Annotated in this window: 12 protein-coding genes and 1 tRNA gene; 11 read left to right on the forward strand and 2 right to left on the reverse strand. The window is 64.3% G+C overall.

What is annotated here, in order from left to right:
* Window positions 1-3 precede the first annotated feature (3 nt).
* Genes ACL58G_RS07900 through ACL58G_RS07945 form a run of 10 tightly spaced genes read left to right on the forward strand, consistent with a single transcriptional unit; the run spans window position 4 to window position 9,440 of the window.
* Window positions 4-1,413 (forward strand): hypothetical protein, encoded by a 1,410-nt coding sequence (locus ACL58G_RS07900; RefSeq protein ID WP_440966161.1) that lies wholly within the window; start codon window positions 4-6, stop codon window positions 1,411-1,413.
* A gap of 51 nt (window positions 1,414-1,464) precedes the next feature.
* A complete protein-coding gene (locus ACL58G_RS07905) occupies window positions 1,465-3,348 on the forward strand; it encodes a hypothetical protein (protein ID WP_440966163.1) in 1,884 nt (627 codons plus the stop codon).
* Window positions 3,348-4,772: a hypothetical protein gene (locus ACL58G_RS07910; RefSeq protein WP_440966165.1), complete on the forward strand. Its 1,425-nt coding sequence runs from the start codon at window positions 3,348-3,350 to the stop codon at window positions 4,770-4,772. The genes ACL58G_RS07905 and ACL58G_RS07910 overlap by 1 nt, the downstream gene beginning before the upstream one ends.
* 3 nt (window positions 4,773-4,775) lie before the next feature.
* Complete coding sequence (locus ACL58G_RS07915) at window positions 4,776-5,465, forward strand: hypothetical protein (RefSeq protein WP_440966167.1); 690 nt, start codon at window positions 4,776-4,778, stop codon at window positions 5,463-5,465.
* Window positions 5,466-5,495: 30 nt separating this feature from the next.
* Entirely contained in the window at window positions 5,496-5,825 is a 330-nt protein-coding gene (locus tag ACL58G_RS07920) for a hypothetical protein (RefSeq protein WP_440966169.1), read from the forward strand.
* A gap of 9 nt (window positions 5,826-5,834) precedes the next feature.
* On the forward strand, window positions 5,835-7,961 hold the full coding sequence (locus ACL58G_RS07925) for a hypothetical protein (RefSeq protein WP_440966171.1): 2,127 nt from the start codon (window positions 5,835-5,837) through the stop codon (window positions 7,959-7,961).
* Between the two features lie 45 nt (window positions 7,962-8,006).
* Window positions 8,007-8,255: a hypothetical protein gene (locus ACL58G_RS07930; RefSeq protein WP_440966173.1), complete on the forward strand. Its 249-nt coding sequence runs from the start codon at window positions 8,007-8,009 to the stop codon at window positions 8,253-8,255.
* The gene (locus ACL58G_RS07935) at window positions 8,252-8,491 is read left to right on the forward strand and encodes a hypothetical protein (RefSeq protein ID WP_440966175.1); all 240 of its coding nucleotides are present in this window, start codon (window positions 8,252-8,254) and stop codon (window positions 8,489-8,491) included. The genes ACL58G_RS07930 and ACL58G_RS07935 overlap by 4 nt, the downstream gene beginning before the upstream one ends.
* Entirely contained in the window at window positions 8,488-8,955 is a 468-nt protein-coding gene (locus ACL58G_RS07940) for a glycoside hydrolase family 73 protein (RefSeq protein ID WP_440966177.1), read from the forward strand. The genes ACL58G_RS07935 and ACL58G_RS07940 overlap by 4 nt, the downstream gene beginning before the upstream one ends.
* Window positions 8,952-9,440 (forward strand): hypothetical protein, encoded by a 489-nt coding sequence (locus tag ACL58G_RS07945; RefSeq protein WP_440966179.1) that lies wholly within the window; start codon window positions 8,952-8,954, stop codon window positions 9,438-9,440. The genes ACL58G_RS07940 and ACL58G_RS07945 overlap by 4 nt, the downstream gene beginning before the upstream one ends.
* Window positions 9,441-9,509: 69 nt before the next feature.
* On the opposite strand, the gene ACL58G_RS07950 is transcribed toward ACL58G_RS07945, so the two are convergent.
* The gene (locus ACL58G_RS07950) at window positions 9,510-10,733 is read right to left on the reverse strand and encodes a tyrosine-type recombinase/integrase (RefSeq protein WP_440966181.1); all 1,224 of its coding nucleotides are present in this window, start codon (window positions 10,731-10,733) and stop codon (window positions 9,510-9,512) included.
* Between the two features lie 175 nt (window positions 10,734-10,908).
* A tRNA-Leu gene (locus ACL58G_RS07955) sits at window positions 10,909-10,993 on the reverse strand.
* 140 nt (window positions 10,994-11,133) lie between these two features.
* On the opposite strand from ACL58G_RS07955, the gene ACL58G_RS07960 reads away from it, so the two are divergent.
* Complete coding sequence (locus ACL58G_RS07960; RefSeq protein ID WP_413381864.1) at window positions 11,134-13,092, forward strand: APC family permease; 1,959 nt, start codon at window positions 11,134-11,136, stop codon at window positions 13,090-13,092.

The following is a 13,092-nucleotide window of genomic DNA, read 5'->3' on the forward strand; positions in this document are numbered from 1 at the left end:
TCCATGCCACAACCCCTCGTTGCACTTCAGGCAGCGCTACCGCAGTTCGCTGACCCGGCCGACCAACAACTCAAGGCATACAAACTGCGCGACCTTGCCGCGCAGGCTGACGTCGCCGACCAGGCCCGCGCCGATGACCAGGCTTCGCGCGCCGCATACGCCGCGAACCCGACCGACGGCGCGGCACGCCTGTCCGCGCTGGCCGGCGTCTCGCCGAAAGCGTACGCCGCTGAAGCTAAGGCGCAGGCCGACCAGGCCAAGGCCAGCGCCGAGACCCGCGCAAAGCAGATCGATTCGGCGCACAAGGCAATCGAAGTCGCTGGACGAGCTTTTGATTACGTGCGTCGCTATCCCACCCCAGAGAACGCCCACAGCGCGATCAAATGGCTAACAGATCTCGGAAACTTCACTCCGGAGCAGGCTGCGCAGTATCACGCTCAAGTGGACGCAAATCCGGGCGGCATCCAGGCGATGGCGGATCAGGCATTCGCTGCAGCTCTCGATGCGAAAGACCATTTACCGAAGATCGAAACGCGCGATCTGGGCGGTCAGGTGCAGACCATCAGCACTGACCCCCTGACCAACAAGACCACCACGCTGTCGACGCTGGCCAAGACGCAGAGCCCGGACAACGTCGCCACAAACGAGCGGATTGCGAAGGAGGGGGCAGCGAACCGCACCAACCAGATCGAGGTGCAAAAGATGATCGGCGCGCGCCAGGACGCGAAGGGCGACGCCGAGGCGTCCCTGGATCCGGACACGCTGGGCATGATGGCGAAGCAGTACCTGCGCGGCGACAAGTCGGTGCTGCAGAACCTCGGCCGCGGCGCGCAGGGATCAGCCAACCTGGTCGCGCTGCGCAAGTCGATCACCGCCGAAGCGAAGGCGCAGGGCATGAGCGGCGATGACATCGCCGCGCGCATGGCCGACTTCCAGGGCCAGACCGCAGGCCTGCGCACCGCCAACAACATCAGCGCGCGCATCGAGAACGCCGCCGCCGAGGCCGCCCAGCTGGCGCCGCTGGCGATTGAGGCCAGCCGCAAGGTCGCGCGTTCCGACTTCCTGCCGTTCGGACGCGCACAGGTGATGTTCAACAACCAGACCAACGATCCGGACCTGAACAAATTTGCGACCGCGAACATCGGCTTGGCCACCGCGTACGCCGGCGCAATGGCACGCGGCGGCAAGGCCACCGTGTCCGACAACGAACACGCGCGCGAATTGCTGACCACGGCGAAGAGTCAGCAGGCCTATGAAGCGATCGTGAACCAGATGCTGCAGGAGATCGCCGCAGCGCAACGCGCGCCGAAACAGGTGCGCGACAACCTGCGTGGCGAAGTCAGCGGCAAGGGTGGCCACGGCGCGCCGGACGCGAGCGCCGGCAAGGTCGTCGACTTCGGGAGCCTGAAATAATGGACGTTCGACTCCCTGACGGCACCATTATCCGCGGCGTCCCAGAACGGCATGAGCAAGGCCGACTTGACGGCAAAGCTCGCGCGCAACGGGTACGACGTCTCGAAGCTGGGCGGCGGACCGGCCGATGTGCCCCAGGTCGGCACCGATGGCCATATGGTCCGCCAGCAGCCGGCCGCAGCCGAGGAACCGCGCGACAGCCTGCTGGGCGTGATCGCTTCGCCGGTCGACGCTGCGCTGTCCGCTGGATCCGCCGCGCTCGGCGGCATCGTCGGTGCTGTCGCCGGCGCCGGTAACAACATCGTCAATGGCCGTGCCCCAGGTGCACGCCAAGGCGAAGAATTCGGCTCACGCGTAGCCGAGAAGATCGCCCGGCCGCCGGCCACGCAGACCGGCCGCGCGATCCTCGAGACTGTCGGCAAGGCGGCCGAACCGCTCGGCGCGCTGCCGACGGCCACGCTTGCCGAATTGGCGGGCGCCGCCGGCAACGCATCGCGCGCCGTGCGTGGCGCCGCGGCAGCCACGGCCGCCACGCAGGATGCAGCCGACGCCGCGGCAGCGGCAGCGACTGGCCCGCGCCTGCGCGACCTGGTGCGCGCGCCGCAACAACTCGACGGCGTAGGCGCCGCGCGGGCCAGTGAGGCCGCCCAGCGCGCCGCGCGCGCACAGTCGCTTCCGGTACCGGTCAAGCTGACGAGGGGCCAACTCACGCGCGACCGTACGCAAGTTGCCTTCGAACGCGAGACCGCCAAGCAGAAAGAAGGCGCATCGCTGGCCGCGCACTACGAGGACCAGAACGCGACGTTCGGCCAGAACCTGGACGCCGGCGTTGACGCGACGGGCGCCCAGAACATCACGCCGCGCGCGGTCGGGAAGTCGTTCGTGGCCGCCCTGGAATCGAAGGACACGGCCAAGCGGGCCGAGATCAACACCCTGTACCAGAAGGCGCGCGACGCCGGCGAGATGGCGCAGCCCGTTGACGTCTCGGCGCTGGCGGAATGGGTGAAGCGGAATAAGGGGAAGGATCGCCTGGCGCCCATCATCAGTGTCATCGAAAGCGAGTTGAAACAAAACGCCGAGGTGCAGGGCGGCGGCGTCGACCTGCGCACCCTGACCAAGCAGCCGTCGCGCACCGTCATGTCGCTCGAGGCCTCGGAAGACCTGCGCCAGGCGATCGGCAAGCTGTCGGAGCCTGGGACGCCCAATGTGGCGTTCGGCAAACAGGCGAAAGGCATCATCGACACCGCGCAGGACGGGAAAGGCGGTGACCTGTTCCGCCAGGCCCGCCGCGCGTACGAGAACTACGCCAACGAGTTCGAAAACCGCGACGTGATCGCCAAGGCGCTGCGCACGAAGCCGGGAACGAGCGATCGCGCCGTCGCCTACGAGGACGTCTTCAAGCACGCCATCATGAACGGCAGCACCGACGACGTCCGCCACGTCTTCCGCGTGCTGACGGCGCACGAGGCCGGCGCGGATCCGGCGGTCGTAGCAGCTGGCCAGCAGGCAGCGAAAGACCTGCGCGGCGCCGTGATCAACCACATCAAGGACGAGATGCAGAAGAACCTAAATGTGGACAGCACGGGCGCGCGCACGGGCTCGCCGGCGAAGATCGATTCAATCGTGCGCGAGCTGGACAACGACGGAAAGCTGGACGTGATCTTCGGGAAGCAGGACGCCCAGAAGATCCGCGACCTGCGCGACGTAGCGATCGACATCTACACCTCGCCGAGCGGCACCGTGAATTCGTCGAACACGGCCAGCGCCCTGATGCGCAAGCTTGACGACGTCGCGGGCTACGCGAAGTCGGTACCGGTCGCCGGCAAGGCCGCGAAGTACATGGCTGACCAGATCAAGTCCGTGCAAACGCGCCGCAAGGTGCGTGACGCGATCAACCCGAACCTGCGTGACCTGACCGGGAAAGGGGGCAACTGATGCCGCAGATTCCATTCGTCGGCGCCTCCTACCGCGAGCGCAGCAGCAACCTGGACGCGCAGGCCTGCATCAATCTGTTCCCGGTGGTGGGCGAGTCCGGCACGGCCAAGGCCGTCAGCGCACTTTACGGCACGCCCGGCACGCGGCCGCTGCTGACGCTGCCGACCGTTCCTGTGCGCGGCATGCATGTTCCCGACGATGGAAGCCGTGCCATCGTGGCCGCCGGCGGCAGTGTGTACCGTCTCGGTAAGGATCTCGCATACACGAAAATCGGCACCATCGACGATGGAACAGGCCTGGTCGATATCACCGACAACGGGACGCAGGCGGTGATTGTTACCGGCGTGGCAGGGTATCTGGTCGACATCAGCGCGAATACCGTGACCAGGATCATCGACGACGCCTTTTACGGAGCCAGCAGCGCCGCCATCCTCGACACGTTCGCGATTTTCAACCGGCCAGGTACCAATCAGTTTTACATCTCCGGCTCGAACGACATGACGTTCGATGCACTCGACTTCGCCAGCGCGGAAAGCAACGCCGAGCCGATCGTGCGCTTGATCGTGAACCACGGTGAGCTGCTGATCTTCAAGGAAACCGTCACCGAGCTCTGGCGCGCCAACGGCAACACGGACTTCCCGTTCGGCCGAGACACCAACGCCACGATCGAGCAGGGTTGCGCAGCGCCTTGGTCGGTCGCCTCTATGGACAACACCGTGTTCTGGCTGGGGAAGAACAAGGACGGCGGCGGCATCGTCTGGCGCCTGAACGGCTACACACCGCAGCGGGTAAGCACTGACGCGATCGAGTACGCCATCGCCAAATACCCGACGATCGCTGATGCGCGCGCGTACGCCTACCAGCAGGAGGGGCACACCTTCTACGTGCTCACGTTCCCGAGCGGTGGCGCAACGTGGGTTTATGACGCCGCGACGCAGCTGTGGCACCAGCGTGCCTATCTGGATCCGGACACGGGAACGCTGGGCCGGCATCGCTCCAACTGCCACATGTACTACGCCGGCCTGCATATTGTGGGCGACTTCGAAACTGGCGACCTGTATGCGCTCGACTTGGACTATTTCCAGGACGGCACGGACCCGATGCCGTCGATCCGGGCAGCCGCGTACATCAGCGGCCCGGATTACAACTGGATCATCCACAACCGCCTGCAGGTCGACTTCGAGCCTGGCGTGGGCCTCGTCGACGGCCAGGGCTCGGCGCCACTGGTCCTGCTCGACTGGTCCGACGACGGCGGCAAGACGTGGAGTAATCAGCATCGAGGATCCCTGGGGAAGACCGGCGAATACATCACCCGCATTTTCTGGACACGTCTCGGCCGGGCCCGCGCGCGCACGTACCGCGTGACGATCAGTGACCCGGTCAAGCGCGTGATCATGGGCGCGGCCCTGAATCCGGAGGCTTGAGGCATGAGCACGATCCTGAATCTGTTCCCGGTGCGCGTGCCGATCGGTCGGTTCACAGGCCCGGATGGCAAGGTCTACGACGTCTTGATGACTCAGGAACTCGCCCGGGCGCTGGCTGCGCTGATGGTGCGTGTCGGTGGCCCGTCGGCGATGAGTCTGGACGACATGCTGATGCTGTTCTCCAGCGATGTGAGCAGCGCGGCCACTAGCGCCGCGGCCGTGCGCGCCGCCTCCGACGTCGCCGTGCAGCAGGCGGCCAACCCCCAGTTGGCGGCACGGATCGCGGTGCTCGAGCGCCGCATTGAAGACCTTGCGCGCCTGCTGAACTCGACCGGGCCGGCGCCTGTCGATTGGGAGCACCCGGGCCGCCTGGGCGACAAGACCCCAAACACGGCGCGCGTGACCACGCTGAACAAGATCACGTTCACCCAGCCGGCGGTGCAGGCGACCTTCACGCTGGCCGACGGGAAGACGTTCACGGTTTCCAACACCCTGACGCTGACTAGCAACGACGGCGCGACTCTGAACATCGTCGGCGGGGGAACGCTGGGCAGCGCGGCATACCAGAACACCACTGCATTCGCCGCGCGCACGAATACCGCACTCGCGGCCGTCGCCACCGACGCCGCCAGTACGCAGGCGCTGGCCAACAGCATGCGCGCCGCCCTGATCTCCGTCGGCATCGGCACGTAACCGTAGCACCCCACCCACGATAGGAAAAACATGACCATCCAAAACTATGTTCACGACGGCAGCACCATGGCGGCGGCTGCGGCGATCCAGGGCGCCGCTGTACCAGCGCTGACCAAGCGCATCATCCGAGCCGCCACGATTTGCAATTCAACCGCGGCGCCGGTCGCCGCGTCTGCCTGGCTTGTGCCGTCTGGCGGTGCTGCGGACGCGACCAACATCATGATCAGCGCGCGCACGATCGCCGCCGGCGAATCCTATCCGTGCCCCGAGCTGGTGAATCAGGGCCTGAATGCGGGCGGCGCTGTATATGGCCTCGGTCTCGGCCTGACCTTCAAGTACACCGCCACCGATATCTCGTAAAGGACAGTCATGCCCATTACTAACCTGATGCCGCTACCGAAACAGCAGTTTCTGTCCGCACTGGGCACTCCGCTGGTCGGCGGTAAGGTCTATACATACGCTGCAGGTACGTCGAACCCCAAGGCCACGTACACCGATGCTGCCGGTACCATCAATCAGCCGAACCCGATCCCCCTGAACGTGCGCGGCGAACCCGCGAGCCCCATCTACTGGAGCGGTAACTATCGCGTCGAGGTGCACGACCTGCTCGATAACCTGGTCTACACGGTCGACAATTTCAATACTGATCCTGCGGGTCTTTGGGGTCTGGTGAAGTCGTACGGCTCCTCCCTGATAGGTTTCATCCAGTCCGACGCGGGCGCGGTTATGCGTACCGTTCAGGACAAGTTGCGTGAAACGGTCAGCCTTAAGGATTTCGGCGTAATCGGCGATGGCAGCGACGAGACGGAGAACTTCCAAAAAGCGATCGATGCCTCTGTGGGCAAGACGTTGCGTGCCGAAGCAGGACAGAACTACGTGCTGCGCAACACCATCACGATTCCGAGCAATGTGACGTTGGACATGCAGGGAGCGATGATCACGGACGGCGTGCAAGGGTTCTGGCCCGCATCGAATGCCGGACGGGCGAAACCGCTGTTCTTCATTTACGGGGTGGAGAACGTTTGCATTAAAAACTTGACCTATTCCGCGACGTCGGATCGTTCGACCCTTGCTGACGACGGGATCCCAACTGTCATTTTCTGGGTTGGTGACAATCGCGGCGGCACCGACGCGACGCGCGGAATCTCGCTCCAGAACATCAAGGCATCCAACTGCGCGGCTTCCACCATGTTTATTGCCGTCTTGGGCAATGCCTTCGACGTTGACGTGCAGAAGGTCGAAATCACTGGTTCTTGCTCGTATGGGATCAACATCGAATATGGGCGAGCACCGACCTTGAGCGACCCGTACGGCATGCACCCGTACGACGTCCGTGTCGAGAACTTCAACGGCTACGACAACCCGACATCGGTCGGATTTCTTCGGGTTGCCAGCTGCTACAACATCAAGTTCACGAATTGCTACGGCAAGGACGTTCGATTTTTCATCTACGCATGGGCGGGGGACCGCGGCATTTCCCGCGTCTCTGAAAACGTGGTTTTCGAGAACTGCAGCCACTATGCCAGTTCGGACTTCTTGCCCGGTGTGGTCAATTACGTGGTGCAGGTCATGGCGGCGGATCAGGATGGATCCACCGGCGTACCTCTGCCATCGTGGACCAACTACGACCACCTGTTCATGTTCCGGGGATGCCAGTTCCAGAACAATAAAGTCCAGTTCAGCGCGGCGCTTCGTTACTACGGCACGCAAGGCTCCACCGTATTCGACACCTGTATTTTCCAGGGCTCTTACTACGGTGCGCGAATCGAGCGAACTGCCAAGGTGACCTACACCCCCATCAGCGTCCTCTCGTTCCGTGAATGCGTTTTCAAGAAGAACTACCAGGACATCACCATGGCGGGCATCGTCGGGGTTCTGTTCGACCACTGCAAATTCAAGGAACCGGACGGTGCAGTGGCGCCGTTCGCTATGACCAGCAGTGCCTATTACAACAAGGTGCTGAACTGCCATTTCTCAGGGATGCCGACAGACATTGCGTGGCTGACGATTGGAGGCAGTTGTGACGATAACGAGATCAGCGGGTGCGTGTTCGAGGACTCCGGCGGCGCCGGTTCGGTACCGCCGCTGGAGCTGTCTTCTCGCACCTTCGGGTTGGGCAACAGCAACCGGTATTCGGCGCAGGGCCTGGCCAAGTCTGGCAGCGCCTATTACGGCGTTCAAGGCGAACCGTCGACCATGGAATTCGATCTGGCCGGCCTTGTTGGGACGTCGGTGGATTGCAAAAAGCGGACTTCCTATGTCGCCGGCACATCGGCAGTGAACGCCACGATCAGCTCGATCACAAACGGCAACGTCGGCGACGTCGTGGTGTTCCGCTCGACCTCGACGGGTGCCACGGTCACCTTCGTGGATAACGATGCCGCCGCTGGCACTTCGAATCGAATTTTGACTCCAGCCACGGGCAACCTGGTGAAAACCGGATCGCGCTGGGCCGTAACCGCATATCGCACCGCAACCGGCTGGGTTCTGTCGTAACAGCCTCCCACCAACAACCATAAACGTGAAATGAAAGTCCAAAACATGAGCGAACCCCTGAACATGCATTCGGTGCTGGAGGCGGCGGCTGGCAATCCGAAGGTCGGCGCTGCCGTCGCCGCAGCAACAGGCGCAACCGGCGCGGCGAACTACCTGCAGGTGATCGACGGCTTTCTGGCGCGCGCCAGCATGGTCGTCGCCCTGGCCACCGCGATTGTCGTATTCGGCGTGCAGCTGATCCGCTTCGAACAAGCCTGGCGCGAACGCCGCCAGAAAAATAAGGAGTCTGCATGAAGATCCTCGACCACATCCGCGCCGCATGGCGCTCGTTCACGGTCCGGCTGAACGCCATGTTGCTGATTGCGTATCCGTTCGCCGACTCTATCATCGTGGCCGTGCGCGACAACCTGCCTGACATGGCGCCGTACCTGCCGGCGAATGTGTTCCGTGCGGTCGGCTTGGCCCTGGTCATCTACAACATCGTGCACGGTGCGCGTGCAGCCTCGAAAGCGGCGAAGGCGGCCCAATGACGCCCGCCGAATTCATCGACCAGATGCTGCCGGGCGCGCGTCAATGCCAGCGAACCGCCGGCATCCCGGTCAGCTTCACGATTGCGCAGGCAGCGCTGGAGAGCGGCTGGGGCAAGGACGCGCCCGGGAATAACATTTTCGGCATCAAGGCGGACTCCTCGTGGAAGGGGCCGACGGTCAAGTTCCCCACGACCGAAGTCGTCAACGGAAAGCGCATCCGGATCATTGGTACGTTCCGCGCGTACCCGAGCTGGGCCGCATGCATCGAGGACCGAGCGCAGTTCTTCCTCCGGAACCCGCGCTACGCCCGTTGCTTCACGGAGCACACCGGCGCTGGCTGGGCGCGAGCGGTGGCCGCCGCCGGCTATGCGACCGATCCGAAGTATGCAGACACGCTCGTTTCGATCATGGACGGCCGCAGGCTGCAGCGCCTCGACGTCCTACCGGCCGAGGTGGCGCCGTGACCGCGCTGGAACGCCTGCTCGTCCAGGTGCTGACGGCGGTCGTGCTGGTAGCCGTCAGCATCCTCAGCGTGCGCGGGTACGGAAACCACCGATACAACGCCGGCCACGCCGCGGCGATCGAGGAGCGCGCCACAGCCGACGCCGCTGCCGTGCTGAAGCGCACGCGCGAGAACGCCACTACGGCCACCCAGCAGGCGACCAGCAACGCAACCATTACGGAGAAAACGCATGAAGATATTCAGCCTGTGCGCGAGCGCATTGTTACTCGCCGCGTGTACGTCGGCTCCGCGTTATGTGGTGACCGACCTGCCGCCCCCGCCGAAGCGCAAAGCCCCGGCGGTGGCGACGAAGCCGATCCACCCGGCCGGCTGGTTCGACCAGACGTTGAGCGAGATCTTGTCGCGCTGAAGCTGGCCGTCGAGGAAGACCTTGCCACGGGCCGCGCATGTCAGGCTGTGCTCAAGGACGAAGGCATGGTGCCGTGATGGACCTGCACGTGATCGCCCCGGGCCGGCCCGCCGACCTCGTGGCGCGCGTTGTCGACGGCCAACTCGTTATCGTGCCGCCGGCGGGTGCAGCGACACGACGTCTGCGCCCACCCGCAGCTTGTCCAGATAGTCGGCCCACCGCTGCATCATCTCTCGACGCGCCGGCAGGTGAGCCGTGCGGTTGTACGCCCGCCCGTTCGCGTCCGTGACCGCGTGCGCGAGCTGGTGCTCGATCAGGTCGACCCGTTCGCCCAACACTTCATCCAGGATGGTGCGAGCCATGGCGCGGAAGCCGTGGCCCACCATCGTCTCTTTGTCGTATCCCAGCGTGCGCAGCGCGGCATTGATCGTGTTGTCGCTCATCGGCCTGCCGGGCCGTAGGCTGGCGAACACGTAACGGCCGCTCCCTGTGATCTTCTGCACCTCGCGCAGGATGTCGACGGCCTGGCGCGACAGCGGCACGATGTGATCGTTGTCCATTTTCATTCGCGCGGCCGAGATCCGCCATTCCGCGGCGTCAAGGTCCACCTCTGCCCATTCGGCCTCGCGCACCATGTGCGGGCGCTGGAATACGAGCGGCGCGAACTTGAGCGCCAGGCAGGTCACGGGGTGCCCGTCGTAGGCGTATATGGCACGCAGCAGGGCGCCCACCTTTTCCGGTTCCGTGACCGCGGCGTGGTGTCGCGTGACGGGCTTCTCCAGCTGCTCTCCAACGCCGATCGTCGGATCGCGCTCAACCAGTTCCGCCACCATCGCGCGGCGGAACACCTTGCTGACGTAGCCGAGCACCCGGTGGGCCGATTCCTTGACGCCGCGCGCCTGCATCGTCTTCATGATGTCGAGGATGTCGGATGGTCGCAGGCTGTCGATCTGCCTCTGGCCGATGCGGGGGAGCACGTCGCGTTCGAACCAGCTGACGACCCGGCTGTGCGTGCTCGAGCTGCGCTGGCTGGCGGTGCTGGCCAACCAGTCGCGCGCCACGGTTTCGAACACGGCGCCGGCGGCCCGCGTGGCGTCCCGGGCAGCTTCCTGTTTCTCCGCGCTCGGATCCTTGCCGGCGGCCAACAGCTCGCGCGCCTGGTCGCGGCCCTTGCGTGCTGCGGCGAGCGAAACCGTCGGGTAGACGCCGAGGGCGAGCGTCTTCTGTTTGCCGAGGAAGCGGTAATTCATCCGCCAGTACTTGCCGGCCGCATTGACCAGCAGGTATAGGCCGCCGCCATCGGAGTGCTTGTCACCGGCCTTGGCCCCGCTGTATTTGGCCTGCCGGATAAATGTGTCAGTAAGGGGCATTCCTGTCTCGTGTTGGTATCTGGTAGCCGTTTGATGGCGACATACCATCAAACCTACCAACAAATTTTCGAGATGGAATGATACAGCAGGTGACGAGGTGAGCCGACTTAAACGCCAGCTTCATAGGAGAAGCGAGGGATTTTGATACAGGGTGGTACTAGTTGCTACAAGGTAATGGTGCCTCCGGCCGGAATCGAACCGGCACGCCTTTCGGCGCTTGATTTTGAGTCAAGTGCGTCTACCAATTCCGCCACAGAGGCTGCAAGCGCAGGCGCGCATATTAGCACATGGAATGCAAAACTGACCAGAGTGCGTGCGCCCGAAGTGGGCGCAGGGGGCGTTCCGGCGTATGATCTTGCCTACCTGAGCAAACGCGCCGTCCGGCAAGGCGGCCTGTACGATGAAGAATAAGAAAATACGCGAGATCATCCTCGGCAAGCCGCTCGACCCCATGAAGAGCGAGACGCGTCACTCGATGGCCCTGGTCGCCTTCCTTGCCTGGGTCGGGCTCGGGGCGGACGGCCTGTCCTCCTCGTCGTACGGTCCGGAAGAAACCTTTCGCGCGCTCGGCGCCCACACCCACCTCGGCCTGTACATGGCCGCCGCCACCGCCGTCACCGTCTTCATCATCGCGCTCGCCTACAACCAGGTGATCGAACTGTTCCCGACCGGGGGCGGCGGCTACCGCGTGGCCACCAAGCTCGTCGGGCCGTATCTCGGCCTCGTGTCCGGCGCCGCCCTGATCCTCGACTACGTGCTGACCATCGCGATCTCGATCGCGTCCGGCGTCGATGCGCTCGCGTCGTTCCTGCCGCTCGGCTTCCAGCCCTATAAACTCTGGGCCGAGGCGTTCTTCATCGGCCTCCTGATCGTGATGAACCTGCGCGGGCTGAAGGAGGCGATCCAGATCCTGCTGCCGATCTTCCTCGGCTTCGTCGCCACCCACCTCGTGCTGATCGTGTACGGCATCGTCGCGCATGCATCGCACCTTCCGCAACTGGTACCGAACACGATGGCCGAGACGGGGTCGCTGGCCGGCGAGATCGGCTGGGCCGGCGTGGCCGGCATGCTGCTGCTCGCGTACTCGCAGGGCGGTGGTACCTATACGGGCCTCGAGGCCGTGTCGAACAACGTCAACCTGCTGGCCGAGCCGCGCGTCCGCACAGGCAAGATGACGATGTTCTACATGGCGCTGTCGCTGGCCGTCACGGCCGGCGGCATCATCCTGCTGTACCTGTTGTGGGATGCGCAGCCGACCGCGGGCGAGACGCTGAACGCGACCACCTTCCGCCGCATCATCGCCAGCATGGGCCTGGGCGGTGAGCTCGTGAACCAGATCGTGCTGGCCGTCGTCCTCGCGTTCGAGGCCGGACTCCTGTTCGTGGCGGCCAATACCGGCTTCCTCGGCGGGCCGTCCGTGCTGTCGAACATGGCGGGCGATTCGTGGGTGCCGCACCAGTTCCGCTACCTGTCCACGCGCCTCGTCACGCAGAACGGCATCCTCGTGATGGGCATCGCCGCGCTGGCGATCCTGTTCTGGACGCGCGGCCAGGTCACGCTGCTCGTCGTGCTGTATTCGATCTCCGTGTTCCTCACGTTCGCGATCTCGCTGTTCGGCCTGTGTTTGTACTGGTGGCGTCATCGCAAGGACGCGCGCTGGATCCGGCGCTTCCTGCTGTCGCTGACGGGCTTCATCATCTGCGCCGGCATCCTCGCCGTGCTGCTCGTCGAACGTTTTACGCAGGGCGGCTGGGCCACGGCGCTGATCATCGCGGCCATCGCGGGCCTGTGCATCTTCATCCGCAACCACTACCGCGAAACCAAGCGCGCCATCCGTTCCGTCGACCGCGTGTTCGCCAACCAGCCGTTCGGTCCGGTCAAGGAAGCCGTCGATCCGGAACCGGATGCGCAGACGGCCGTCTTCATCGTCGGTAACTCGCGCGGCGGCGGCCTGCACGCGCTGCTGTGGGTGCTGCGCATGTTCCCCGGCCACTTCAAGAATTTCCTGTTCGTGAACGCGCGCACGGTCGACGCCCACGCCTATGGCGGCGAGGGTGCGCTCGAGAAGATGCGGAAGGATGCGGCGCGGACGCTGGAATACTTCGTCGATTTCTGCCAGAGCCACGGGATGGCGTCGGCGTCCTACATCGGCTTCGGCACGGATGCGGTGGAAGAGGTGACCCGCATGTGCGAGCAGATCAACCGCGAGTATCCGAACTCGATTTTCTTCACCAGTAAATTGATCTTCGCATCCGATAACTGGTTCACGCGGCTGCTGCACAACCAGGCGTCGCTGGCGGTGCAGCGCCGGCTGCACCTGGAAGGCTTGCAGATGGTGATCCTGCCGATGAAGGTGTGA

The organism is Massilia sp. GER05 (assembly GCF_052056005.1).
Taxonomy (GTDB): domain Bacteria; phylum Pseudomonadota; class Gammaproteobacteria; order Burkholderiales; family Burkholderiaceae_D; genus Telluria; species Telluria orientalis.